Source organism: Streptomyces sp. NPDC034670 (assembly GCF_055574875.1).
This window is the reverse complement of the sequence record NZ_JBVITR010000001.1, coordinates 255,582-280,852: the sequence shown is the minus strand read 5'-3', so window position 1 is coordinate 280,852 and position 25,271 is coordinate 255,582. Positions and strand designations below refer to the sequence as shown.

Below are 25,271 nucleotides of genomic sequence, written 5' to 3'. Positions count from 1 at the left end.
GCGCCGCGCTCACTCCCGTGCCGTGGGCCGGCGGGAGAGGGCCGTCGCCGTGCGGACGTCGGTCAGCGGACGCAGCCGGTAGGTGTACGCGTACGTGCGGTCGGCGAACAGCTTGAACTCGTCGTGGGTGTGGGCGCCCCAGCTGTCGTCGCCGCCCACGCCCATCTGCCGGTGGTTCACCCGCAGCACGACCTCGTCCCGCGGGGTGAGCTGGTAGTCGTGGCGGGCCCCGCGGGACAGGTCCTCGGGGGTGAAGCGGGAGGCGTTGATCTCCAGCAGGGGTTCGCCGGAGACGAGCAGGCCGCGTCCGCCGCCGTCGGTGAGGGCCGCCCAGCGCACGTCGGTCTTGTTGCCGTTCTCCTGCGGACGCAGGTAGCCGCTCCACTGGCCGGAGACGGTCCCGGAGTAGAGGCCGACGTCGGTGCCGTGGTTGCGGTCCCACTGGTTCTCCTCGGGACCCCGGCCGTAGTAGTGCAGCCGGTCCAGGCGGCGCGGCAGGAACAGCAGCGCGCCGACCTCCGGGATGTACGGCAGGTGCGCGGCGCCCGGGCGCAGGGTGTGGTCGACCCTGATCTCGCCGTTGCCGAACACCGTGTAGGTGGTGGTGAAGGCCGATTCCACCGTGGTGGGCAGCGTGCCGCGGACCTCGATCCCGACGGCCCGGTCGCCCAGGGGCCGCACGGCGACGCCGGTCACCCGGCGCCGGGCGCCGGCGTCGCGCCAGGTCTGGTTGCGGGTGTGCTGGCCGTTGCCCCGGTCGTTGTCGGTGGGCGCCCGCCAGAAGTTCGGCACCGGGCCGGAGGTGATCAGGCGCAGGCCGGCCGCCCCGTACGAGGTGATGGTGCCGTCGGCCTTGTCGACGGTGACGGAGAAGTCCTCGCCCCGGACGGTCACGGCCTTCTCGCCGTCGTCGTGGCGCAGGGCCGGGACGGCCGTCAGGGGGACGGGGGTCACCGGCGGGCCGCCCGCGTCGAAGGGGAGCTGCTGTGCGGCCACCTCGAAGCCGGCGTCGGCCCAGGGGGTGCGTTCCCTGGTGGTGAAGGAGAGGCGGAGGAAGTACTCGGCGCCGGGCGCCGGGTTCCGCGGCGGCCGCACGGGGAGGGTGATGTCCTTGGCGGACGAGGGCGGCACGTCCAGCTGGTCCCGGGTCAGTCTTCCGCGCCCGACCGTCCTGCCGTCCTCGACGAGTTCCCAGCGGCCGTCGAACTCACGGAGGTCGGTGAACAGGTACTCGTTGGTGAGGGTGAGGCGTCCCGAGGTGAGCGGGCCGGGCGACGACGGCGCGGCGTGGACGGCCTGGTGGATCCGCTTGACCTCCGCGGCCTTGCCGGTGTGGCCGCGGTCGGCGGTGACGATGCCGTCCCCGGAGAAGGCGCCGTCGTTGGGGTTGTCGCCCCAGTCGCCGCCGTAGGCGAGGAACGTCCGCTCCCCGGGGCGCTCCTCGGTGACGTCCACGTCGGCCGCGTCGAACCAGAACCGCACGCCGTCGTCGCCCGGGCCGCGGCCCCGCGCGGCCAGTTCGGCGGCGCCGAGCGCCCGCGCGTACACCCGCGCCCGCCGGATCGTGCCGCTGAACTCCCTGGTCGGGTTGTCGACGTCGGTGGCGAGCGCCAGGGGCGCGGTGTTGACGTCGGGGCGGCGCGTGGTGGTCCGGACGGCCCGCACCGCGCCGTCCACGTGGAGGGTGAGGGTGCCCGCGTCGGCGTCGAAGACGCCGGCGACGTGGTGCTCGCGCCCGGTCCAGTCGTCCGGCAGCTCCCAGGCGGCCGTGATCCACTGGCCGCCGCCGTACAGGAAGAACTCCAGTCTCCGGTCGGTCTGCTTGAGGGCGTACTGGGTGTCCCCCTTGGCGATGACCGGCTGGTGGTACCCCGTCGCCTCCGGGGTGATCCACGCCTCCAGGGTCAGCGATCCGGTGAGGTCCAGGCGCGGGTCGCGGGCGAAGACGGTGCCGCCCGACAGTCCCCGGTCGCGGGAGAAGGTGCCGCTGGGGTTGACGGTCTCGCCGCGCAGGGCGGCGGGGCCGGACTCGGTGAACAGCCGGCGGGCGGGGGCGGGCCACCGCAGGGCCTGGTCGGCGAAGTCCCAGATCCAGCCGCCCTGGAGGACGTCGTGGCGGCGTACGACGTCCCAGTACTTCTTGAAGTTGCCGTTGGAGTTCCCCATCCCGTGGGAGTACTCGATCATCACGTACGGACGGGTGTCGGAGGTGTCCTCGGCCCTCGCCTCGACGCGGGAGGGACTCTCGTACATCCGCGAGCGGATGTCGCTGATCCCGGGGCGGTCGTCGCCCTCGTACTGGATGACGCGGGTGGGGTCGTAGGAGCGGATCCAGTCGTGCATGGCGGTGAAGGTGCTGCCGCCGCCCGCCTCGTTGCCCAGCGACCAGATCACCACCGAGGGGTGGTTCTTGTCGCGGTGGACCATGTTCTGCGCGCGGGCCACGCACGCCTCGGTCCAGTCGGCGTGGTCGCCGGGGTACTCGTCGCGGATGCCGTGGGTCTCGAGGTTGGTCTCGTCCACGAGGTAGAGGCCGTACTCGTCGGCGAGTTCCAGCCACAGCGGGTTGTTCGGGTAGTGCGAGGTGCGGACGCTGTTGATGTTCAGCCGCTTGATGACGCCGATGTCCTTCACCATGTCCGCGCGGGTCAGGGCCGTGCCGCGGTCCGGGTGCATCTCGTGGCGGTTGGTGCCGCGGAAGGAGACGGGCCTGCCGTTGATGCGCATCAGTCCGTCCCGGAGGGCGAACTCGCGCAGGCCGACCCGGTGGGAGAGGGTCTCGGTCACCCGGCCGGACAGGTCGCGCAGCCGGAGCACGGCGGTGTAGAGGTACGGGTGCTCCGCCGACCAGAGCCTCGGCGCGGGCACGTCCCGGGACGCCTCGACGGTCACGTCCCGCCCGGCCGGTACGGAGCCCGGTTCGACGGTCCGCTCGAGCGGACGGGACCAGACGGCGTGGCCGCGGTCGTCGTAGAGCTGGACCTCGACGGTGTACCGTCCGGCGGCGCCGCCCGCGTAGTCGCGCACGGCGGCGGTGACCTTCAGCGCGGCGGACGTGTGGTCGTCGCCCAGCGGGGTGTCCAGCTTGAAGTCGCGCAGGTGCACGGCCGGGGTGGAGTACAGGTACACCGAGCGGAAGATGCCGCTCAGCCGGATCATGTCCTGGTCCTCCAGCCAGTCGCCGTCGGAGTGGCGGTAGACCTCCACGGCGATCTGGTTGGTGCCGGGCCTCAGCCGCTCGGTGATGTCGTACTCGCTGGGCGTGTAGGAGTCCTCGTCGTAGCCCACGGGCGTGCCGTTGATCCACACGTAGTGGGCGGACTTGACGCCCTCGAAGTGCAGGAAGACGCGCCGCCCCGTCCAGTCGCGGGGCACGGTGAAGGTGCGCCGGTACTGGCCGACGGGGTTGTGGCGGGTCGGCGCGGCCGGGGGCCGCGCGTCCTCGCCGCGTCCGTTGGGGCCCCACCAGGGGTAGGTGATGTTGACGTAGACCGGGGCGTCGTACCCGTGGAGCTGCCAGCAGGACGGGACGGGGAGGGTGGCCCAGGAGGAGTCGTCGAGGTCGGTGCGGTGGAAGTCGGGGTCGCGGTCGTCGGGGCGGTCGGCGTGGGCGAACCTCCACGTCCCGTCGAGGCTCAGCCGGTACGGCGAGCGGGTGCGGTCGGCGGCCAGCGCCTGCTTCAGGTCCGCGTACGGCATGAGGGTGGTGTGCGGCGGCTCGGTGCCGACCCGGAAGACGGAGATGTTGCCGTTCCACTCCGGGGGGCCGTCCGCGGCGGCGCGCCGGGCGGTGGGCAGCGCCGCCGCCGGGGAGGCGGGGAGGGCGAGGGCGCCGAGGAGGGCGGCCCCGCCCTCCATCAGACGCCGGCGGCTGACGGCCGGCCGCCCGGGCCCGTGGAGCGGGCCGGGGCGGGCGGAGGGGGCGGGCCGGTCGGCGGGGGACGCGTGCGGGTGCGGCATACCGTGGCCTTCCTCGGTTCGACAGGGCACTGCGCGTACCTGAGGGCGCGTCGGATCCCGTCCGCGACACACCGTCGCGAAGAGGGAGTGGGCACGGGACGGGTCACGACTACCGGTGACGGGGCAACTACTGAGCCACGCTCACCCTAGGACTCGAACACATCCGAAGCAATCATCCCGTCGGAACCTGTTCGGTCCTGATCGCTCACCGTCGGCCGCGGACGACCGCCGGGGAGGAGTCCCGCCCCGCCGGACGGACGCCGGCGGGGCTCCCGCGCCGCGGGACGGGGCGACGGCCGGGGCCCGGTCCGCTCGGTGGGCGGACCGGGCCCCGGTGCGGCGGCCGGTGGCGGTCAGGAGGCGGCCGGGACGGCCTCCCGGTGCTGCCCGTCCTCCTTCGCCGCGGCCTCGGCGGCCAGGCGCCGGCGGCGCGTGGCCGGTCCGAAGAGGGCCAGGACGACGGCGCCGAGGGTCCAGGTGCCGGCGATGAACACGAAGACCGCCTGGTAGCCGACGCCGTTGTAGATGCCGGCGATCATCAGCGGGCCCACCGCGTTCGACAGGCGGCCCAGGCCGTAGGCGATGCTGGTGCCCAGCGAGCGGCCGCGGGTGTCGAAGAGTTCCGGCGAGTACGCGTAGGCCAGGGCGGTGTAGCCGCGCTCGAAGAGGTTGACCAGGAAGCCGAAGACCACGATCAGCACCGGGGTGAACGTCAGGCCGTACATCAGGCCGGTGGCCGCGATGACCAGGCCGAAGACCACCAGGCACCACTTGCGTTCGAACCGGTCGGTGACCATCGCGGCGAGGAAGGAGCCGAGCGGCGCGCCGACGGTGGTCAGGGCGACGTAGAAGATGGAGTCCTCGACGCTGACGCCCTCGGCGGCCAGCAGGGTCGGGGCCCAGCTGGAGTAGCCGAAGAAGCCGATGGTCTGGGTGATCCACAGCATCGACAGCACGAGCGTCGGGAAGAGGAACTTCTTCTCCCTCAGCATGCCGAGGCCGGGCTTGGTGACCGCGGGCTGCGGCTGCGGGGCCTGGGGTTCGGGCAGTTCGCCGTGCTCGGCGCGCGCGTCGGCCTCGATGCGGGCCAGCACCGCCTCGGCCTCCTCGTGACGGCCGCGGGACTCGAGCCACTGCGGGGACTCCACGAGCCTGCGCACGAAGAGCAGGAACAGCACGCCGAGCGAGCCCCACAGGTAGACCAGGCGCCAGGACCAGTCCGACAGCGGCACCACGAAGGAGGCGATGAGGTTGGTGGCGGGGGTGCCGCAGATGCCGATGACGATGGCGTACGCCTGGAACTTGCCGCGCTTGGCGGCCGGGAAGAGCTCGCTGATGTAGACGACGGCGACGACGGTCATCGCGGACAGGCCCGCCGAGGTCAGCACCCGGAAGACGCCCAGGGACCACAGGTCCCAGGCGAAGACGCACGCGAAGGACCACAGGGTGAACCACAGCGTGGTGGCGGTCAGGGTCCGCTTGCGGCCGAACCGGTCGGCCAGGCCGCCGGCGACGACGGCGCCGAGGAACATGCCGACGAACGACAGCGAGGTCACGTAGGCGACGTGGTTGACCTCGGCCCCCCATTGTTCACGGATCACCGGAGCCGTGATGGCGAAGGTGTTGATGTCCGCGAACTCGAAGAAGTAGGCGAACGCCACCGCGACGAGAGTGGTTCTGTGGAACTTGGAGATCGGCAACCGGTTCAGCCGGTTGGCCGCGTTGGTGGTGTGGCTGTGCTGCACTGCACGCTCCAGGGATGGGGACGGACCCGGCGCGGTGACCGGGCCGGCGGCTCGCGTCAGACGGCCTCTTCGGGCCAGTACAGGCGCATGGGGTTGTCGACCAGCAGTGCCCGCTGCTTCTCCGGCGTCGTGGCGACGTGCGGGACGTGGTCGACGAGCAGCCCGTCGTCGGGCATGTGGTCCTTGAGGTTGGGGTGGGGCCAGTCGGTGCCCCACAGCGCCCGGTCGGTGAACTCGTCCACGACCTTGCGGGCGAACGGCACGACGTCGCGGTAGGCGTGGCGCTCGCCGTCCAGGGCGGGCGGGCCGGTGACGGTGAGGCGTTCGGGGCAGGACACCTTGACCCAGACGTCGTTCGCCTCGACGAAGCGCAGGAAGCGCGCGAACTCGGGTCCGCCGGGGTCGCGGGTGACGTCGGGGCGGCCCATGTGGTCGATGACCAGCGGCACCGGCAGGGAGGCGAAGAAGCCCTCCAGGTCCGCCAGGTCCCCGGCCTCGAAGTAGAGGACGGCGTGCCAGCCGAGCGGGGCGATGCGCCGGGCGATGGTCTCCAGCGCGTCGGTGGGCGCGGCGTCCACCAGCCGCCTCACGAAGTTGAAGCGCACCCCGCGCACTCCGGCGTCGTGCAGGCGGCGCAGTTCGCCGTCGGTGACGTCGGGGCGGACGGTGGCCACGCCGCGGGCGCGGTTCCCGGCGGTGCGCAGGGCGTCGACCAGGGCGCTGTTGTCGGCGCCGTGGCAGGTGGCCTGCACGATGACGTTGCGGGAGACGCCGAGGTGGTCGCGCAGCGCGAACAGGTCGTGCTTGGAGGCGTCGACGGGGGTGTACTTGCGCTCGGGCGCGAAGGGGAACTCGGCGGCGGGGCCGAAGACGTGGCAGTGGGCGTCCACGGCTCCGTCCGGCAGGACGAAGGCGGGCTTGCCGGGGCCCCGGTGCCAGTCGAGCCAGCCGGGGGTGACGGTGGGGGTCGGGTCGGTCATCGCGGTGCTCCCGGGGTGTCAGTCGACGTAGGTCAGGCCGAGGTCGGCCAGGGGGCCGCGCATGCCGTACAGGTCGAGGCCGAGTTCGCCGGCCCGGAACCGCTCCCGCTTGCCCTCCTCGGCGGCCTCCCGCCGCGCGGCGACCGCGGCGACCTCGGCGGCGCGGGCGGCGGGCACCACGACGACGCCGTCGGCGTCGGCGACGATCACGTCACCGGGGTTGACCAGCGCGTTGGCGACGACGACGGGGACGTTGACCGAGCCGAGGGTGGCCTTGACGGTGCCCTTGGCGCTGACGGCTCGGGAGAAGACGGGGAAGTCCATCTTCCGCAGCTCGTCCACGTCGCGGCAGCCGCCGTCGATGACCAGGCCCTTCGCCCCGCGGGCGCGCAGCGAGGTGGCGAGCAGCTCGCCGAAGAAGCCGTCCTCGCTCTCGGTGGTGCAGCCGGCGACGACCACGTCCCCCTCGCGCACCTGCTCGGCGGCCACGTGCAGCATCCAGTTGTCGCCGGGCTGGAGCAGCACGGTGACGGCGGTGCCGCAGAGCCGGGCGCCCTCGTAGACGGGCCGGATGTAGGGGCGCATCAGGCCGAGGCGGCCCATGGCCTCGTGGACGGTGGCGACCGGGAAGGGCGCCAGGGCGTCGACCGCCGCGCGGTCGGCGCGTTCGATGGTGCGGTGGACGACTCCGAGGTGGTGCATGGTGCGGCTCCTTGCGCTTGCGGGGGCGCCGGGGGTGGGCGGCGCGGGGGTGCTGCGGGGCTCAGCGGCCCTGGGCGGTGAGGCGGGCGTCGAGGCGGGGGTAGACGCGCCGGGCGTTGTGCTCCTCGACGGCGGCCAGGTCCTCGGCGGACAGGCCGGCGTTCTCGACGTAGCGGCGGGTGTCGTCGAAGTGGTGGCCGGTGCGCGGGTCGACGCCGCGGACGGCGCCGACCATCTCGGAGGCGAACAGGACGTTGGCGTGCGGGATCACGTCCAGCAGCAGGTCGATGCCGGGCTGGTGGTACACGCAGGTGTCGAAGAAGACGTTGCGCAGCAGCGACTCCTCCGGTTCCGGCCTGCCGAGCGCCTGCGCCAGGCCCCGGAAGCGGCCCCAGTGGTAGGGGACGGCACCGCCGCCGTGCGGGATCACCAGGCGCAGCTCGGGGAAGTCGGCGAACAGGTCGCCGGTGAGCAGCTGCATGAAGGCGGTGGTGTCGGCGTTGAGGTAGTGCGCGCCGGTGGTGTGGAAGGCCGGGTTGCAGCTGGTGGAGACGTGCACCATGGCCGGCACGTCCAGCTCGACGAGCTTCTCCCACACCGGGTACCAGGAGCGGTCGGTGAGCGGCGGCGCGGTCCAGTGGCCGCCGGAGGGGTCGGGGTTGATGTTGACGGTGACGGCGCCCAGGTCCCGTACGGCGCGTTCCAGCTCGGGCAGGACGGTGGCCGGGTCGGTGCCGGGCGACTGCGGGAGCATCGCCCCGGGGACGAACCGCTCGGGGTACAGCTCGGACACCCGGTGGCACAGGTCGTTGCAGACGCGGGCCCAGGCGGAGGAGGTCGCGAAGTCGCCGATGTGGTGGGCCATGAAGGAGGCCCGGGGGGAGAACACGGTGACGTCGATGCCGCGCTCGTCCATCAGGCGCAGCTGGTTGGTCTCGATCGACTCGCGGATCTGGTCGTCGCTGATGGCGGGGCCGGCCGGGTCGGGGGCCTGCGCCGGGTCGGTGAGCGCGGCGGTCTGCGCGTCGCGCCACCGGCCGAGCGGGGCGGGCGCGGTGGTGTAGTGGCCGTGGACGTCGATGATCACGTGTTCTCCTGGGGGACGGGGGCGGGGTCCCAGACGGACCGGGGGACGAGCAGGTCGCCGGCCATGAGGAGGCGGGCGGTGCGCAGCAGCGCGGAGCGGGTGACCCGCCGGGGGTCGTCCGGGTCGAGGCCGAGGGTGACGGCGAACGCGCCGGACGGGTGCTCGACGAAGACGGTGGGCTCCGTGCCGGACGGGACGGCGGCGACGTCGCGGGCGACGCTGCCGTCGAGCACGCAGGCGGTGGCGGCGGTGACGGCGGCCAGCACGCCGATGGACTGGTGGCACACCCGCGGGATGAGGCTGCGGGTGGTGAGGGTGCCGCCGTTGCGCGGGGGCGCCACCAGGGTCATCTTCGGGTAGTTGCGCTCCGTGACGTCGCCCAGGCCCATGGCCTCGCCGCAGACCAGGCGCAGGGCCTCCACGCGGGCCTTGAGCGCCTCGTCGGCGTCGATCCCGGCCGGCGTCTCGTGGCCGGTGGCGCCGAGGCGTTCGGCGGCCACGATCACCAGGGGCTGGCCGTTGTCGATCAGGGTGACGTCGACGGGGCCGAGGCCGGGGACCTCGACGGTGTCGCGGGTGCGTCCGGTGGGCAGCAGGGCGCCGGCGACGGAACCGGCGGTGTCCAGGAAACCGATCTCGACCGGGGCGGCGGTGCCGGGGACGCCGTCGATCCGGGCCGTGCCCTCGTAGACGACGTGCCGCGTGCCGTCGGGACCGGCCGGGGTGGCGACGGTGATCTCGGCGACCATGCCGGTGTTGCGGGTGAGCACGCGGGCGGTGGTACGGTCGGCGACGGGCACGACCATGCCGGTCTCGACGGCGAACGGCAGCACGGCGGCGAGCATGTTGCCGCAGTTGGACGAGGTGTCCACGGTGTGCCCGGCGGGCTGCACCTGGGCGAAGGTCCACTCCACGTCGACGCCGGGCCCGGTGCCCGGGCGGACGATCCCGACCTTGCTGGTGAGCGGGTGCCCGCCGCCGACGCCGTCGATCTGGCGCGGGTCGGGCGATCCCATCGCGGCCAGCAGCACGGCGTCCCGGGTCCCGGTGTCCCCGGGCAGCAGCCGGCCGTCGAAGAACGGCCCCCGCGAGGTGCCGCCCCGCATGAACAGGCAGGGGATCGCGGTCTGGGAGCCGTGCCTGCGGACCGGGCGGGCCCGGAGTGCGGCGTCGGCGGACATGGTCACTCCTTCGTGAACGGGGGGTTGCGAAGGAAACTAAATCACCGACCAGATTGTTGACAATACTTTCGACGAAACTGCCCGGCGGAATCTCGAGGGCTGGACCGGGGGACGCCGCCGCGTGGCCGGCCGGCTGCGCGGCGGGAGGGCGCCGGGTGGCGCGCCGAGGGGCCGGGCACACGACCGCGCCCTTCCGGCAGGGGTTCCGGAAGGGCGCGGTGCGGCCGCGGGACGCTTCGGCCACGGGGGCGGGCCGGTCGCGCCCCGGGCCGTCGGGGGGCGGGGCGACCGCGGGCGGGTCAGCCGACCGCGGCCGGCTCCGCGGGCGCCTCCTGCGGGCCGTCGCCGATCGGCAGGACCTCGGCGTCCGAGGTCCGCACGAAGCGGGGGCCGTCCGGCCCGTAGACCCCGCGCGGCTCCGGGAACAGGGCGAGGAGGGCCAGGTAGAGCACCGCCGCCAGGGCCAGCCCGACCGGCAGCGAGACGTCCACGCCGTCGGCCAGGTCGCCGAGCGGCCCGACGAACTGGCCGGGCAGGTTGGTGAAGAGCAGCGCCACCACGGCGGAGACCAGCCAGGCGGTCAGGCCGCGCCAGTTCCAGCCGTGGGCGAACCAGTAGCGGCCGCCGGTGCGGCGCTGGTTGAAGACCTGGAGCGCCTCCGGGTCGTACCAGCCCCGGCGGGTGACGTAGCCGAGGATCATCACGACCATCCACGGCGCGGTGCAGGTGATGATCAGGGTGGAGAAGGTGGAGATCGACTGCGTCAGGTTCAGCCAGAAGCGGCCGGCGAAGATGAACACGATGGACAGGACGCCGATGAAGACCGTCGCCTGGACGCGGCTGAAGCGGGTGAAGACGCTGCAGAAGTCCAGCCCGGTGCCGTACAGCGCGGTCGTGCCGGTGGACAGGCCGCCGATCAGCGCGATGAGGCAGAGCGGCAGGAAGTACCAGCCGGGCGCGATCGCGAGCAGGCCGCCGACGTAGTTGGGCGCCTCGGGGTCGAGGTACGCCCCGGCCCGGGTGGCGATGATCGACGCGGTGGCCAGGCCGAAGACGAACGGCAGCAGCGTGGAGATCTGGGCCAGGAACGCCGCGCCCATCACCCGGCGGCGGGGGGTCGCGGCCGGGATGTAGCGGGACCAGTCGCCGAGGAACGCGCCGAAGGAGACCGGGTTGGAGAGCACGATCAGCGCGGAGCCGATGAAGGACGGCCAGAAGAGCGGGTCCGCGCTCGAGGCGAAGGCGCCCGCGTAGCCGGGGTCGAAGTCGCCGCCGAAGGCGAAGGCGCCCAGCACGAACAGGGCCGAGGCCGCCACCACGGCGATCTTGTTGACCAGCAGCATGAAGCGGAAGCCGTAGATGCAGACCACCAGCACGAGGCCGGCGAAGACCGCGTACGCCAGGGCGTACGTCGCCGTCGACTCGGGGACCCCCAGCAACCGGTGCGCGCCGCCGACGAGGGCGTCGCCCGAGGACCACACCGAGATCGAGAAGAAGGCGACCGCGGTGAGCAGCGCCAGGAAGGAGCCGACGACCCGGCCGTGCACCCCCAGGTGGGCGGAGGAGGAGACGGAGTTGCTGGTGCCGTTCGTGGGGCCGAAGAGCGCCATGGGCGCGAGCAGCAGCGCACCCGCGACCAGGCCGAGCAGCGTCGCCGCGAGCCCCTGCCAGAAGGAGAGGCCGAACAGGATGGGGAAGGTGCCCAGCACGCAGGTGGCGAAGGTGTTGGCGCCGCCGAAGGCGAGGCGGAACAGATCGATCGGACGGGCCGTGCGGTCCTCGTCCGGGATCTGCTCGACACCATAGGTCTCGATGTCGGTGACCGCTGTCTTCACGAAATCTCCTCCTTCTCCTCACGCCCCCGGGGATGGCCCCACAGTCTGAATCCCTCCGCTGACCTGCGACAACTGTGCCAACCACGGAGAGGTAGCCTCCTTTATGTGGCCACCAACAAACTGACCGTCGAGGATCTGCTCTCCTTCCCCGCCCTCCAGCTGACGCTGAAGGCGGGAAAGAGCGGACTTTCACGCTCCGTTTCCTGGGCCCACACCAGCGAGTTGACCGATCCGACCCCCTGGCTGCTGGGGGCCGAGGTGATCATGACGACGGGGCTCGCGGTCCCCCGCACCGCGGCCGGGCAGCGCCGCTACCTGGAGCGGCTGGACGACGCCGGGGTCTCCGCGCTGGCCCTGTCGGCGCAGCTGCACATGCCGCCGCTGCACGACGCGTTCTTCCGGGCGGCCGAGGAGCGGGGCTTCCCCGTCCTGGAGGTGCCGCTCGCCGTTCCGTTCATCGCCGTCTCCCAGGAGGTCGCCGCCGCGGTGCAGGAGGACGCCCGGCACCGGCTGGGCGCACAGCTGCAGGTCTTCGGCTCGCTGCGCTGGCTGGTCGCCGAGGACCTCGACACCCCGGCCCTCCTGCGCCGCCTCGAGCGCCTGTCCGGGTACGACGTCCGTCTGTGCACCCCGCAGGGCCGCCCGCTGCTGCCCGGGGTGCCCACCCCCGACCCGGGGGTGCTGCCCGCCTCGGTGGACGCCCCGCCGACCGTCCCCGGCGGCTTCGTCCTGCCCGTGCCGGCGCCCGGCGGCCCGGCCGGGTTCCTGGTGGCGTACGAGCGGCAGGGCGCCCAGCCCGCCGGGCTCGCGGTCGTCCAGCACATCGCCACGGTGGCGGCGCTGCGGCTGGCGATGGTCCGCAACGAACGCGAGACGCTGCGCCGCGAGGGCGCCGAGACCCTGGCCGAACTGCTCCGGGAGGGGCTCGACCCGGACGCCGCCCGCCGCCGCCTCGCCCGGCACGCGATCGAGGGCGACACCGTGCTGCTCGTGGTCCGCAACACCACCGACGAGGCGCTGCTGCACTGCCTGGAGGACCGTCCCCACCTGCTGCTCACCCGGGGCGGGGACCGGTACGTGCTCGGGGCCCCGGACCTGGCCGCGGCGATCGGCGGACTGCCCCGGGTGGCGGCCGGGATGAGCCGTCCCTTCCAGCCGGGCGCGGCCCTGCGGGTCGCCGAGCGCGAGGCCCTGTGGGCGGTCTCGAAGGCGGTCGAGTCGGGCCGCCCCCTGGTCCGCTACGGCGACGACGCGACGGGCCGCTGGCTGCCGGAGGACCCCGCGGTGCTGAGCGCGCTGGTCGAGCACGTCCTCGGCGAGGTGCTGCGCTACGACCGGGTCCACGGCTCCCAGCTGCTGGTCTCCGCGCGCACCTGGCTGGAGCGCGACCGCCGCACCGAGACCGCCGCGGCCGCCCTCCACATCCACCCCAACACGCTCGCCTACCGGCTGCGCCGCTTCAGCGCCCTCTCCCGGCGCGACCTGTCCTCGACCGGCGCGCTGGCGGAGGTCTGGCTGGCGATCCAGGCGGCGGGGACGCTGGGACTCACCGACTGAACGCGCCGGGGCCCGGCCGCGGGCGGAGTCCGGCGCGGACGGCGCCGCCGGGCCCGCGTCCCGCCGTCCGGGCGTGCGCGGCGCACGCCCGCCCGCCGAAGCGGACGCGCCGGGTCCCCGAACCGCCGTCCGGGGGCGACGGCCCGCCTCCGCCCCGGCCACCCGGCCGGACGTCCGGCGCGCCCACCGCCGCCGGACGGGTGCGCCCCGTCAGGCGCGGCACGGAGCCGGGCTCTCCGGCCGCGCGGGGATCCCCGCCCGCACGCGGGCGAGCAGGGCGGCCGGGTCCGGGTCCGCCTGCAGGGACCGCAGCACCAGCGTCCACCACTGGTCCAGCCGCTCCCTCCAGTCCCGCCCGCCCGGCACCTCGTCGGTCAGGGTGCAGAGCCCGAAGAACGCGCACACGAGCGTCACGGCCGCGGCCGACGGCTCGACCCCTTCCGCGAGCTCGCCCCTGGCGCGCGCCTGGGCGAGGAGCCGGGTGGCGGCCGCCGCCCAGACGTCGAACGGCGCGGGCACGGCGGCCTCGATGGCCCGGCGCTCCGCCCACAGCCGCGCACCGGCCCGTGCCACGACGTCCTCGCTGAGGGACCGCGCGACCCGGAAGCTGAGGCCGACCAGCTTCTCCAGCGGAGGGACGCCGGGCGCGGCGTAGGCGGCGGCGAGCTGGGGCCAGGTGGCGAACTGCTCGCGGACCACGGCCAGGGCCAGTTTCTCCTTGCTGGAGTAATGGAAATAGACGGCCCCGGTGGTTCTGCCCGATCGGACGCTCACGTCATTGACGCTCGTCCCCGCGTACCCCCGTTCGAAGAAAAGACGCGCTGCCGATTCCAGCAGCGTTCTGCGGGTTGTACGCGCCCTTTCCTGCACCTCAGTTCCCCCTTCGCTCAAACGTGCCAACGCCACGCGGGAAAAACCAGACCCTTTGCACGCGGAGGACACGGCACCATCGAGCGAAGATCTTATTATTCCTCGCCCCTCCGCGGGGGCGGGCCGCCGCACCCAGGACGCCGTCCTGCCGGGAAGAATCGTTTCGCTCCCCTACCGGGAATTCCCCGGGCCGATGTCACGGCGCACCGGAAACACCGCTCACCGGGAAATTTCGACCGCGTTCCGCACACCGCGGCCCCTTCCCCCTTTTCGCGCACCGCGGCGGTCCGCCTCCGGCCGGGCCGGGCCGGGGCACTCCCAACCACCCGAATCAGTGATTGCGGACATCGGGGAGACGAAATTAACGTAACGGCCACGATGTTTTCGGTTCACCCGGAAACGACGGCCTGCGCCTCTCACGGCGTACCCCGGCGCTCCCAGCCGCGTCCCGTGACCGCCGCAGCCGTGCGGCATCCCTCGTTCCCACTCCTCTCCACCCGTGGATCCCCCCTGCCCCGGCCCCCGCCTGCGCCCGTGCGGCGAACCGGCCGGCGCATCCTTCGAGAACGGCAGGCACATGACAGCTCACCGCATCCTCTCCTGGTCCCCGTCGGCCATCGTCTTCGACTGCGACGGAACCCTGATGGACACGGAACGACACTGGCAGGAGGCCCGGGGGCTCACCTTCCGGACCTTCGGCCTCAAGCCCCCGGCCGGGTTCGCCGACCGCGCCAAGGGCGTGCACTACACCGAGTGCGGCGCGCTCATGGCCGAGGAGACCGGGAAGCCGGAGCTCGTGCGGGACCTGACCCGCACGCTCCTCGACACCTTCACCGCGCTGGTCGACCGGGACCCGGTGACCATGCCGGGCGCCGCCGCGCTGGTCCGGCTGGCCGCTCGTCACCTCCCCCTCGCGGTGGCGAGCAACTGCCCCAGGGAGGTGGTGGAGTCCTGCCTGGACCGGGCCGGGCTCCTCGGCTGCTTCGGCCACGTCGTGGTCGCGGACGGAACCCTCCGGCCGAAGCCCGAGCCCGACGTCTACACGGCGGCCGCCCGCCTCTGCGGCGTACCGCCCGAAGAGGCCCTGGCCGTGGAGGACTCGCTCACCGGGATGGAAGCGGCCCGCCGGGCGGGCCTGCGCGTCATCGGCCTCGGGGCGCGCCCGCCGGGTCCGGACGCGGGGAAGGCGGATCTGTGGGTCGCGAGCCTCGCCGACGACGAGCTGCTGGCGTGGGCCCGCAGCCGGATCGGCGCGTAGGGCCTTTCGTCCGGATCGGGCCGGATCAGGGAGCGGGGTCCCGCGAAGGGGGCACGGCTCCGTCAGCGCAGCCGACCGGCGAACGCCTCGTACGCCCGGTCGTCGAAGAGGACGAACCTGACCTCCTCCACCGCCGTCTCCGCGGTCCGCACCGTCTCCACCGCGATGCGGGCCGCGTCCTCCACCGGCCAGCGGTAGACACCCGTGGAGACGGCCGGGAACGCGACGGTACGGGCGCCGAGTTCGTCGGCGACGCGCAGGGACTCCCGGTAGCAGGAGGCCAGCAGCTCCGAGCGGTCCTCCTCGCGGCTGTGGACCGGGCCGACGGTGTGGATCACCCAGCGGGCGTCCAGGTCGCCGGCGGTGGTGGCGACGGCCCGGCCCGTGGGGAGCCCCCTGCCGTAGCGCGAGGCGCGCAGGCGGCGGCACTCCTCCAGGATCGCCGGGCCGCCCCGGCGGTGGATCGCGCCGTCGACGCCGCCTCCGCCGAGCAGGGACGAGTTCGCCGCGTTGACGATCGCGTCGGCGCTCTGGCGGGTGATGTCGCCCCGGACCAGGGTGAGCACGGTCATGTCTGCCGCAGCCTCCGCCAGACGGCCTTCGCCGCGTTGTGGCCCGACATGCCGTGCACCCCGGGGCCGGGCGGGGTGGCCGAGGAGCAGAGGAAGACCGCGGGGTGCGGGGTGTGGTACGGGAACGGGGAAAGCCTGGGGCGCAGCAGGAGCTGGAGGCCGGAGGCCGCGCCGGTGGCGATGTCGCCGCCGACGTAGTTGGCGTTGCGGGCGGCGAGTTCGGGCGGTCCGGCGGTGGCGCGGGCCAGGACGCGGTCGCGGAAGCCCGGTGCGTAGCGCTCCAGTTGGCGCTCGATGGCGTCGGTGAGGTCACCGGTCCAGCCGTTGGGGACGTGACCGTAGACCCAGAAGACGTGCTTGCCCTCCGGTGCCCGGGTGGGGTCGGCGACGCCGGGCTGCACGGTGATGAGGAACGGCGCGTCGGGGGCCCGGCCCTCCCGGGAGGCGGCGCGCAGGGCGGCGGAGATCTCGCCGCTGTCCGCGCCGATCTGCACGGTCGTGGCGACGCGGGCCTCGGGCGCGGTCCACGGCACCGGACCGTCCAGCGCGTAATCGACCTTGAAGACGCCGGGGCCGTACCGGTAGTGCGCGTAGGTGCCGCCGAATCCGGCGATGCGGGCCAGGGCGGTGGGCGAGGTGTCGAAGACGTAGGCGCGGGCGGGCGGCAGGTCGTCGAGGCGCTTGACCTCGTAGTCGGTGTGGACGCTGCCGCCGAGGTCCTTCAGGTACGCCGCGAGGGCGTCGGAGAGCGCCTGGGAGCCGCCGCGGGCCACGGGCCAGCCGCGGGCGTGCGCGGCGAGGGCGAAGACGAGGCCGACGGCGCCGGTGGCGAGGCCGCCGAGGGGGGCCATCACATGGGCGACGAGCCCCGCGAACAGGGTCCTGGCCCGCTCGTCGCGGAAGCGGCGCATGAGCCAGGTCGACGGGGGCAGGCCCACCAGGCCGAAGCGGGCGAGGGTGACCGGGTCGCGGGGCAGCGCGGTCAGCGGCAGGGACATGAAGTCCCGCACCAGGGTGTCCCACTTGGGCAGGAAGGGTGCGACGAGACGGCGGTACGGGCCGGCGTCCCGCGGGCCGAAGGAGGCGGCCGTCTCGGCGACCGACCGGGACAGCACGGCCGCCGTGCCGTCCGGGAAGGGGTGCGCCATGGGGAGCTGCGCGTGCAGCCACCGAAGGCCGTAGCGCTCCAGCGGGAGGGCGCGGAAGGCGGGTGAGTTGATGCCGAGGGGGTGCGCGGCGGCGCACGGGTCGTGCCGGAAGCCGGGCAGGGTGAGCTCCTCGGTGCGGGCGCCGCCGCCCACGGTCCGCCCGGCCTCGAACAGGGCCACCGAGAAGCCACGCCGGGCCAGCTCCACGGCAGCGGTCAGCCCGTTCGGCCCCGCACCCACCACGACCGCATCGAGCATCGACGGCACCTTCGGACTCCTTCGTCAGCCGACGGCCACTGGGGGATCAGGATATGCCGGGGCACCGGAGCCCTCCGGCCGCGGGGGCGGGGCCGGTCAGGCCCCCTCCGACAGCAGCCCCGCCACCCGCTGTGCCGTGGCCGCGTCGCGGGCCGCGGTGAAGGGGAGGGTGTTGCCGCCGGTGATGCGGAAGGGTTCGCCCGCGCGGGTCAGGTGGGCGCCGCCCGCCTCCTCGACGAGGAGCAGGCCGGCCGCGTGGTCCCAGGCGGCCTCCCAGGAGAAGGCGGTGGCGTCGGACTCGCCGCGGGCGACGGCCAGGTACTCGAGCCCGGCCGAGCCGCAGGAGCGGGGTGCCACGCCCTCGGTCCACAGGCCGAGCAGGGACCGCTTCTGCTCGTCCGTGGTGAAGTCCGGGTGGGAGGTGGCCACGCGCAGGTCGCGGCCGGGTTCCGGGGAGCCCGCGCGGAGCCGCTCGCCGTCGAGGTGCGCGCCCTTCCCGCGTATCGCCGTGGCGAGTTGGTGACGGGCGGGGGCGAAGGTCCAGGAGGCGTACAGGACTCCGTGCCGGGCGAGGGCGACCAGGGTGCAGAACCCGGTGTCGCCGTGCACGAACTGCCGGGTGCCGTCGACGGGATCGACGATCCAGACCGGCGCCTCGCCCCGGATCGCCTCGTACGACGCCGGGTTGGCGTGCACCGCCTCCTCGCCCACCACGATCGAGCCGGGCAGCAGGGCGGTGAGCGCCTCCGTGAGGTACAGCTCCGCCTTGCGGTCGGCGTCGGTCACCAGGTCGTGCGGGCCGCTCTTCAGGTCCACCTCGTGCTCGGCGAGCCTGCGCCAGCGCGGCATGATCTCCTGCGCGGCGGCCTTGCGGACGGCTTCCTCCACGTCGATGGCGTGCCGGGCGAGAAACTCGTCGATGGTTCCGTTGTCCTCGATCATGCCTCCATGAGACCACGCGCCCCTGACATTCCCCACCGGCCCGGTGCACTCCGGGTGGAATCGGCACGAAGATGGGGTGCCGGGCCCCGGGCGTATGGGTCCGGCGGCCCACCGCGCGGCCCCGCGGGGCGTTCGGCCGGGCCCGGCTCAGGCGGCCAGCCAGGCGAGCGCCGCCGCGGTGAGGGCGGTGACGCCGGTGTCGAGGGTGGGCTGGAGGACGGGGGCGAAGAAGGGACTGTGGTTGACCGGGACGTCCCGGTCGACGGTGCCCTTCTCCACCGCGTCCGCGTACCGGGCCGGGTCGGTGCCGCCGATGCACCAGTAGGTGTAGGGGACGCCGAACGCGCGGGGGATCTCGCTCATGTCCTCGCTGGCCGTCTGCAGGTCGGCCGTGTGCACGCCCTGCTCGAAGCAGTCGGCGAAGGCCCGGGTCACCGTGTCGGTCGTCTCCCGGTCGTTGACGGTGGGCGGGAACGCGGACAGGCGCTCGGACTCCGGTTCCCGGGGCGCGCCGGACGCCAGGGCCTCCGCCCGCACGATCCGCTCGACCGCCGCGAGCACCTGCCCGCGCACGGCGGGGTCGTAGGTGCGCACGTTCAGCTCGAGCACCGCGCGGTCGGGGATGACGTTCGGCCCCGATCCCGCCCGGACGCTGCCGACGGTGAGCACCGCCGGGGTGGTGGCCGCCAGCTCGCGGGAGACCACCGTCTGCAGGCGGACGACGCACAGGGCCGCCATGACCACCGGGTCGACGGCGGCCTGCGGCGCCGAACCGTGGGCGCCGCGTCCGTGGAGGGTGACGCGCAGGCTGTCGGCGGCCGACAGGAAGGAACCGGCCCGGGTCCCGACGTAGCCGGCCGGATAGGGCAGGACGTGCTGCGCCAGGACGACGTCCGGCCGGGGCGAGACGTCGGGCAGCCCGTCGTCGATCATGGCCCGGGCGCCGTCCCCGTTCTCCTCCGAGGGCTGGAACAGCGCCACGAGGGTGCCCCGCCAGGCGTCGGGGACCCCGGCCATGAGCTGGACGCAGCCGACCAGCGAGGCCACGTGGACGTCGTGCCCGCAGGCGTGCATGACCGGCGTCTCCGCGCCGTCGCGGCCGGCGGCGGTGACCCGGGACGCGTACGGGAGCCCGGTGGCCTCCTCCACGGGGAGCGCGTCCATGTCCGCGCGGAGCATCACGGTCGGCCCGCTGCCCCGGGTGAGCACGCCGAGGACGCCGGTGCCGCCGATGCCCTCGGTCACGGCGCAGCCGGCCCGGCGCAGGGCGTCCGCCGCCCTCCCCGCCGTGCGGTGCTCCCGCAGTCCGAGTTCGGGGTGGGCGTGGAGGTCCCGGTAGAGGTCCTCCACGCCGGGCCGGACGCCGTCCAGGCCGGCGAGGACGGTGGTGACGCTGCTCATGGGATCGGCCGCCTTCCGGTACGTCCTGCGGGAACCCACCTGTGTGGTGGGTTCCCGCAGGACCGCGCCCGACGCCCCCGCGGCACGACGACGGCCCGGGGTCCGTCCGTCAGGAGGTGAGCCCGGCCACGAACGCCCGGGTCAGCGCGGTCGGCGCCGTGATGGCGGTGCCCACGACGACGCTGTGCGCGCCCGCCGCCAGCGCCCGGGCGGCCTGCTCCGGCGTCGCGATGCGGCCCTCGGCGACCACCGGGACGCGGACCGCGGCGGCGAGGTCGGCGACCAGGGCCAGGTCCGGGGCGTCCTGGCGGGGGGAGCCCGGCACGTACCCGGAGAGGGTCGTCCCCACGAAGTCGGCGCCCTGCTCGGCGGCGGCGCGGCCCTCGTCGAGGGTCGATACGTCGGCCATGACCCGGGCGCCCGCCGCGTGGACGGCCTCGACGAGCTGCGCGAAGGTGCTGCCGTCGGGGCGCGGGCGGGCGGTGGCGTCGGCCGCGACGACCGCGGCCCCCGCCTCCACGAGGGCGAGCGCGTGGCGCACGGTCGGCGTGATGCGGACGCCCGTGTCGCCGTCCTTCCACAGGCCGATCACCGGCAGGCCGACGGCCGCGACGGTGGCCGCGACGACCTCCGGTTCGTCGACGCGCACGGCCGCCGCGCCGCCGGCCCGCGCCGCGAGGGCCATGCGGACCAGGGTGTCGGTGTGCCGCATCGGGTCGCCGGGCGGGGCCTGGCAGGAGACGATCAGCCGGCCCTTCAGGGTCTCGGTCAGGGACGGGGTCATCACGGGGCTCCGGTGGTGTGGGGGTGGTGCAGGGGCAGGGTGCGGGGCAGGGCGGCGGCGCCCAGGACCGCGGCGTCGGGGCCGCCGCGCGGCAGGACGGGGCGCAGGCCGCGCAGCGGGGGCATGAGTTCGGCGGCGAAGGCCGCGTCCAGGGCGTCCGTGTACAGCGCCCCGATGCGGGGCACCCCGCCGCCGACGACGACGCGGTCGGCCCCCAGCGCGTTGGCGAGGCCGCCCAGGGCGCGGCCGACGGCCTCGGCACCGAGGACGACGGCCGCGGTGGCGTGCGGATCGCCCTGGGCGGCGCGGGCGGCCACCGTCTCCAGGCGGTCGGCCGGGACGCCGCTCATCCGCGTGTAGTGGGCGGTGATGCCGGGTCCCGCCGCGATCGCCTCCAGGTGGCCGGTGGCGCCGCAGGTGCAGGGCAGCCCGTCGGCCTCGGGGCTCGGCAGGTGGCCGAGGTGCCCGGCGACGCCGGCCGCCCCGTGCAGCACGCGCCCGGCCGCGGCGACGGCGCCGCCCACGCCGGTGCCGACGGCCGCGTAGATCAGCGTCGTCCCGTCGCCGGCCCCGTTCCCGTGCGGGCCGGCGAGTTCCGTGGCGGCGGCGGCGCGTACGTCGTTGTCGCAGGCCACCGGGAGCCCGGTGCGGGCGGCGAGGCCGGCGGCCAGGGCGGTGCCGGCCCAGCCGCGGAGGGTGTCGGTGGCGCTGGTGACGGTGCCGGTGGCGGGGTCGATCACCCCGGCGGCGGCGACGCCGATCGCCGCGGCGTCCGGTGACCGGACCTCGCGGGCGGCCGCGGCCAGCGCGTCGAGCACGGCCCCGGCCCCCTCGGTCGCCGGGGTGGGCCGCCGGTGCCGGGCCAGGACGGTGCCGTCGTCCGCGACCAGGGCGGCGCCGATCTTCGTGCCGCCCAGGTCGAGGCCGATCACCGGCGGGCGCGGGTGCCGTGCCGTCATCGGACCGGGAGCAGTCCGGCGCCGCGCAGCCGCGCCTCGACGAGGGCGACCGACGCGTCGCCCAGCTGGACCTGCGGGGCGGCGGTGGTGCCGGTGGCGAACACCCCGAGCAGGCGCAGCGCGTGCTTGAAGGCGCCGATGGCGGAGGAGTTGCGGCCCATCTCGTCCTCGGGTCCGGCGTCGACCATGCCGAACAGCTCGACGAGCCGTTCCTGCTCCTCGACGGCGCGGTCGAGGTCGCCGCCGCGCACGGCCGCGTAGAGGCGCACGTATCCGGCGGGGTCCACGTTGCCCAGGCCGGGGACGACGCCGTCCGCGCCGGCCAGCAGGGCCGCGTCGACGGTGAGTTCGGAGCCGGTGAGGATGCTGAAGGCGGGCGCCGGGCCGTCGGCGCGGCCGTGGCGTCCGCCGAGTCCGACGACGAGCCGGCGCAGGGAACCCTCGTCGCCGCTGCTGTCCTTGAGGCCGGCGAGCGTACCGTCCGCGGCGAGGTCGCGCACCAGGGCGGTGGGGAGCTTGCTGTGCACGGAGACCGGGAGGTCGTAGGCGTACAGGGGCAGGTCCACGCGGGAGCGGAGGGTGCGGAAGTGGTGGGCGATCTCGACGGGGTGGGTGCGGGCGTAGAAGGGGGCGGTCGCCACCAGGGCGTCGGCGCCCGCCGCGCGGGCGGCCCGCGCGTGGGCGAGCACGCGGGGCGTCGTCATGTCGATGACGCCGGCGAGCACGGGCACGCGTCCCGCGACGGTCTCGACGACCGTGTCCAGGACCACCGCCCGCTGCCGGTCGGTGAGGAAGGCGACCTCGCTGCTGGAGCCGAGGGCGAACAGGCCGTGCACCCCTGCGTTCAGGAGGTGCTCGACGTGGCGGGCGAGCGAGGCGGTGTCGACCTCGCCCGAGGCGTCCAGGGGGGTGCAGACGGGCGGCACGACGCCGCGCAGGGGCTGGGACGAGGACATGAAGGGGGCTCCTGGAGTTGTGCGGTGGTGCGGTGCCGGTACGGAGGGAACGGGCCGCCCGCGCGAGGCGTCACGCGAGCGGCCCGGATCGGGCTAGGGCGTGTTTCGAAAGTAGCGTCGTCTGCCCGAAGGGCAGGCCCGGCGACGTCTGGTGCGTGCGATCGCAAGGCGGAGGGTCGCCCCGGTACCGGATGTACCGGGGCGAGCCCGACAACGCGGCGAGCGTGCGTACCGGGCGTCGCCGGGCAGGCGGGACTTTCGAAACACGCCCTAGGGCGCGGTGACGGTGAGGGTGCCGTCACCGTAGGACCGCTGCGACCCGCGCACCAGGTAGGTCGCGGTCGCCTGCACGGTGCCCGCGGTGGCGTTCGCGGGGACGGTGACGGGGATCCTCATGTTCGCGCCCTGGCCGGGCTTGAGCGCGGGCACGGTCACGCTCGGGGCGCTCCAGCCCGACGGCAGGGTGAGGGAGACCGAGCCGGAGGGGAGGTCCTTGTCGTTCTGGCTGACGACGCGGACGACGACCTCGGTGGTCCTCCCGGCGGGCAGGGCGGCGGGCGGGGTGACGGTGACGGGCGCGCAGACCCCGCCGAGCCACTGCAGGTCGAAGGAGGAGTAGGTGATGTGCCGGTAGCCGGCGCGCTCCCACAGCATGCCCACCCGGTCGTTGCCCATGGTGCCGTCACCGAGCGGGGTGAGCGTCGAGTAGGCGGCCGAGCCGGCCTCGGCGGTCTTGCGGACCGGCCAGTTCTCGCCGTTGTCGCAGGAGAGGCGGACGGTGAGGTTGCTGCGGCTGTTGGTGGTCGCCGTGTTGCTGAACATCAGCCAGGAGGCCCGCGGGTGCGTGGCGGGCACGTCCGGCGCGAAGCGCATGACGGACCCGTTGTTGGCGGGGTCGGGCAGCTCCTTGTCCTGCTGGAACGGCGTGTAGGTGACGCCGCCGTCGGTGGAGTGGGCGACCGTGCGGTAGGGCGCGGAGCGGTTGTTGAGCAGGATCCGGCCGTCGGAGAGTTCGACGGTCTTGTTCTCGTCGCCGCCGGGACCGACCGGGGTGCCCGTTTTCCAGGTGGCGCCGTGGTCGTCGCTGTAGGCGCTGACCGCGTAGTTGGCGCCGTTGTGGCGGATGGCGTACTGCTGGATGAGGCGGCCCGCGTACTTCCCGTGGCGCAGCTGGATGCCCTCACCGGAGGCCGCGAACATGCCGGCCCAGGCCGGGTTCTTGATCTCCGCGGTGATCCGCTCGTGCTTCCAGGTCAGGCCGTCGTCGTCGGAGTAGCTGTAGTCGGCCTGCAGGACGTTCGGGTCGTTCTCGTCGTTGCCGGTGGCCGAGCCGAAGAAGCCCTGGTTCACGGAGGCCGCGTAGAAGACGAAGACGCGGCCGGTCTCGCGGTCGACGAGGAGGCTGGGGTCACCGTAGCCCTTGGGGGCGGGGTCCTTGCGCACGACCTGCTGCGCCTGCCAGGTGGCGCCGCCGTCGGTGCTGCGCCGCAGCACGACACCGAGGTTGCCGGGCAGGTCGGCGAGGGTGGGGCGGGCGTCGTAGGCCGCGATCAGCGTGCCCTTGGTGGTCTTGGTCAGCGCGGGGATGCGGTAGTAGGGCGAACCGGTGCCCGCGGTGGCGATGTCCTGCGAGGTGAAGGTGCCGGGCGCGTGGGCCTGGGCCCGTTGCCCGGCGGTGTGCGCGGCGGGCGTGCCGGCGGCCAGGAGGGCCAGGGCGGCGGCCGCGGTGGTGGCGGCCAGGGTGACTCTGCGCTGCATGAACGGACCTCTTCTCGGGTGGGGGATCAGGCGGGCCGGGGGGCGTGCAGGGCGGGGAGGGCGAGGGCGTCCGTGGGGCCGGGCGGGTCGAACAGCTCCCGTACCCAGGCGAGTTGCTCGCGCCGGTGATGACCGCCGCCGCCCTCGTGGCCGTTGAACTCGTAGACGCGCAGGTCCTTGGGGCCGCCGTAGCGGTGGTAGGCGGCGAAGCAGGTGGAGGGCGGGCAGACCTCGTCCATCATGGCGATGGAGAAGAGCGACGGGGCGGTGGCGCGGGAGGCCAGCAGGGCGGCGTCGACGTAGGACAGGGTGGTGAAGACGGCCTCGGCGCGGTCGCGGTGCAGGCGCAGGTACTCCGCGATCTCGGTGTACGGCGGCGCGCCGGCGACCAGCGCCCCGCGCCGGATGTCGCACAGGAACGGCACATCCGGCATCACGCCCGCCAGGCCCGGCACGAGCCCGGCCACCGCGAGCGAGATGCCGCCGCCCTGGCTGACGCCGGTGACGACGATCCGGGACGGGTCGACGGCCGGGTGTTCGCGGGCGGCCTCGACGAAGCGCACGGCGTCGGTGAACACCCGCCGGTAGTAGTGGTCGTGGGGGCTCTCCACGCCGCGGGTCAGGAAGCCGGGGACCTCGCCGTTCAGGCGGGCCGTGTCGGGGGTGTCGCCGCCGGCCGTCGACCAGCCCTGACCGCGGGTGTCCATGATGAAGTGCGCGTAGCCGGCGTTGGCCCACAGGAGCTGCTCGTGGGGCAGGCCGCGTCCGCGTCCGTAGCCGAGGAACTCCACCACGCAGCCGAGCGGGCCGTCGGTTCCGGCCGGCAGGTGCAGCCAGCCGCGGACGGGCTCGCCGGCGAAGCCCGGCACGGTCACGTCGTAGGTGGTGACCTGGGTGAGGCCGGTGTCCACCGGGGTGTGGCGGGCGTCGCCGCCGGCCGCGCGGGCGGTCCGCAGGGTCCGGTCCCAGAACGCGTCGAGATCGGTGGGTTCGTCGAGGTCGGGCCTCAGTGCGAGGCACTGGTCGAGCGTGAGGTCCGTCAGTGGCATGGAGGGGCCCCGTCGGGTGAGGCGTGCGCGTGGCGCAGCGGGAAGGGGGATCGGTCGGGAGTCGTCCCGAGAGCAGACGTCTGATGTCTGTTGTTGTGTGGGGACCTTAGAGATCCGGACGCCGGCCGTCAAGTGTCCCGTCGGCCCGTGCGCGGAGCGCGGGCGGGACGGTGCCGTCCACCACGGAGCGGGGGGGGGGGGGGGGGGGGGGGGGGGGGGGGGGGGGGGGGGGGGGGGGAGGGGGGGTGGGGGGGGGGGGGGGGGGGGGT

The 25,271-nt window shown here is 74.4% G+C and carries 19 protein-coding genes; 2 read left to right on the top strand and 17 right to left on the bottom strand.

Annotated features, from left to right (window positions below; all coding sequences use genetic code 11):
- Positions 1 to 9 precede the first annotated feature (9 nt).
- The 7 genes from ACZ56B_RS01225 to ACZ56B_RS01195 all read right to left on the bottom strand — a co-directional run bounded on the left by ACZ56B_RS01225 (position 10) and on the right by ACZ56B_RS01195 (position 11,490).
- Complete coding sequence (locus tag ACZ56B_RS01225) at positions 10 to 3,960, bottom strand: glycoside hydrolase family 2 TIM barrel-domain containing protein (protein ID WP_468784933.1); 3,951 nt, start codon at positions 3,958 to 3,960, stop codon at positions 10 to 12.
- Between the two features lie 353 nt (positions 3,961 to 4,313).
- Positions 4,314 to 5,705, bottom strand: coding sequence for an MFS transporter (locus ACZ56B_RS01220; protein ID WP_468784931.1), 1,392 nt, complete (start codon positions 5,703 to 5,705; stop codon positions 4,314 to 4,316).
- A gap of 56 nt (positions 5,706 to 5,761) precedes the next feature.
- Positions 5,762 to 6,685, bottom strand: a complete 924-nt coding sequence (locus ACZ56B_RS01215) for an amidohydrolase family protein (protein WP_468784929.1) — start codon at positions 6,683 to 6,685, stop codon at positions 5,762 to 5,764.
- 18 nt (positions 6,686 to 6,703) lie between these two features.
- Entirely contained in the window at positions 6,704 to 7,387 is a 684-nt protein-coding gene (gene ligK / locus ACZ56B_RS01210) for a 4-carboxy-4-hydroxy-2-oxoadipate aldolase/oxaloacetate decarboxylase (RefSeq protein ID WP_468784927.1), read from the bottom strand.
- Positions 7,388 to 7,448: 61 nt separating this feature from the next.
- Positions 7,449 to 8,474, bottom strand: a complete 1,026-nt coding sequence (locus ACZ56B_RS01205; RefSeq protein WP_468784925.1) for an amidohydrolase family protein — start codon at positions 8,472 to 8,474, stop codon at positions 7,449 to 7,451.
- Positions 8,471 to 9,655: a 4-oxalomesaconate tautomerase gene (locus ACZ56B_RS01200; protein ID WP_468784923.1), complete on the bottom strand. Its 1,185-nt coding sequence runs from the start codon at positions 9,653 to 9,655 to the stop codon at positions 8,471 to 8,473. Before ACZ56B_RS01200 ends, ACZ56B_RS01205 begins: the two co-directional genes overlap by 4 nt.
- Before the next feature lie 299 nt (positions 9,656 to 9,954).
- The gene (locus ACZ56B_RS01195; protein WP_468784921.1) at positions 9,955 to 11,490 is read right to left on the bottom strand and encodes a purine-cytosine permease family protein; all 1,536 of its coding nucleotides are present in this window, start codon (positions 11,488 to 11,490) and stop codon (positions 9,955 to 9,957) included.
- 105 nt (positions 11,491 to 11,595) lie between these two features.
- On the opposite strand from ACZ56B_RS01195, the gene ACZ56B_RS01190 reads away from it, so the two are divergent.
- Entirely contained in the window at positions 11,596 to 13,047 is a 1,452-nt protein-coding gene (locus tag ACZ56B_RS01190; protein WP_468784920.1) for a PucR family transcriptional regulator, read from the top strand.
- 210 nt (positions 13,048 to 13,257) lie between these two features.
- Here the strand turns inward: ACZ56B_RS01190 and ACZ56B_RS01185 are convergent, their stop codons facing one another.
- Positions 13,258 to 13,917, bottom strand: coding sequence for a ScbR family autoregulator-binding transcription factor (locus ACZ56B_RS01185; RefSeq protein ID WP_468784918.1), 660 nt, complete (start codon positions 13,915 to 13,917; stop codon positions 13,258 to 13,260).
- A gap of 577 nt (positions 13,918 to 14,494) precedes the next feature.
- Between ACZ56B_RS01185 and ACZ56B_RS01180 the strand changes: the two genes are divergently transcribed.
- Positions 14,495 to 15,175, top strand: a complete 681-nt coding sequence (locus tag ACZ56B_RS01180; protein WP_468784916.1) for an HAD family hydrolase — start codon at positions 14,495 to 14,497, stop codon at positions 15,173 to 15,175.
- A gap of 62 nt (positions 15,176 to 15,237) precedes the next feature.
- Here the strand turns inward: ACZ56B_RS01180 and ACZ56B_RS01175 are convergent, their stop codons facing one another.
- The 9 genes from ACZ56B_RS01175 to ACZ56B_RS01135 all read right to left on the bottom strand — a co-directional run bounded on the left by ACZ56B_RS01175 (position 15,238) and on the right by ACZ56B_RS01135 (position 25,002).
- Positions 15,238 to 15,747, bottom strand: coding sequence for an O-acetyl-ADP-ribose deacetylase (locus ACZ56B_RS01175; protein ID WP_468784914.1), 510 nt, complete (start codon positions 15,745 to 15,747; stop codon positions 15,238 to 15,240).
- Positions 15,744 to 17,153: a phytoene desaturase family protein gene (locus ACZ56B_RS01170; protein ID WP_468784912.1), complete on the bottom strand. Its 1,410-nt coding sequence runs from the start codon at positions 17,151 to 17,153 to the stop codon at positions 15,744 to 15,746. The genes ACZ56B_RS01175 and ACZ56B_RS01170 overlap by 4 nt, the downstream gene beginning before the upstream one ends.
- 96 nt (positions 17,154 to 17,249) lie before the next feature.
- Positions 17,250 to 18,095 (bottom strand): inositol monophosphatase family protein, encoded by an 846-nt coding sequence (locus tag ACZ56B_RS01165; RefSeq protein ID WP_468784910.1) that lies wholly within the window; start codon positions 18,093 to 18,095, stop codon positions 17,250 to 17,252.
- A gap of 147 nt (positions 18,096 to 18,242) precedes the next feature.
- Entirely contained in the window at positions 18,243 to 19,496 is a 1,254-nt protein-coding gene (locus tag ACZ56B_RS01160; protein WP_468784908.1) for an amidohydrolase, read from the bottom strand.
- 109 nt (positions 19,497 to 19,605) lie between these two features.
- Positions 19,606 to 20,280, bottom strand: a complete 675-nt coding sequence (locus tag ACZ56B_RS01155) for a putative N-acetylmannosamine-6-phosphate 2-epimerase (protein ID WP_468784906.1) — start codon at positions 20,278 to 20,280, stop codon at positions 19,606 to 19,608.
- Complete coding sequence (locus tag ACZ56B_RS01150) at positions 20,280 to 21,239, bottom strand: ROK family protein (RefSeq protein WP_468784905.1); 960 nt, start codon at positions 21,237 to 21,239, stop codon at positions 20,280 to 20,282. The genes ACZ56B_RS01155 and ACZ56B_RS01150 overlap by 1 nt, the downstream gene beginning before the upstream one ends.
- On the bottom strand, positions 21,236 to 22,195 hold the full coding sequence (locus ACZ56B_RS01145) for a dihydrodipicolinate synthase family protein (protein WP_468784903.1): 960 nt from the start codon (positions 22,193 to 22,195) through the stop codon (positions 21,236 to 21,238). Before ACZ56B_RS01145 ends, ACZ56B_RS01150 begins: the two co-directional genes overlap by 4 nt.
- A 270-nt stretch (positions 22,196 to 22,465) precedes the next feature.
- Complete coding sequence (locus ACZ56B_RS01140) at positions 22,466 to 23,953, bottom strand: exo-alpha-sialidase (protein ID WP_468784901.1); 1,488 nt, start codon at positions 23,951 to 23,953, stop codon at positions 22,466 to 22,468.
- A 26-nt stretch (positions 23,954 to 23,979) separates the two neighbouring features.
- Positions 23,980 to 25,002, bottom strand: a complete 1,023-nt coding sequence (locus ACZ56B_RS01135) for an acetylxylan esterase (protein ID WP_468784899.1) — start codon at positions 25,000 to 25,002, stop codon at positions 23,980 to 23,982.
- Positions 25,003 to 25,271 lie beyond the last annotated feature (269 nt).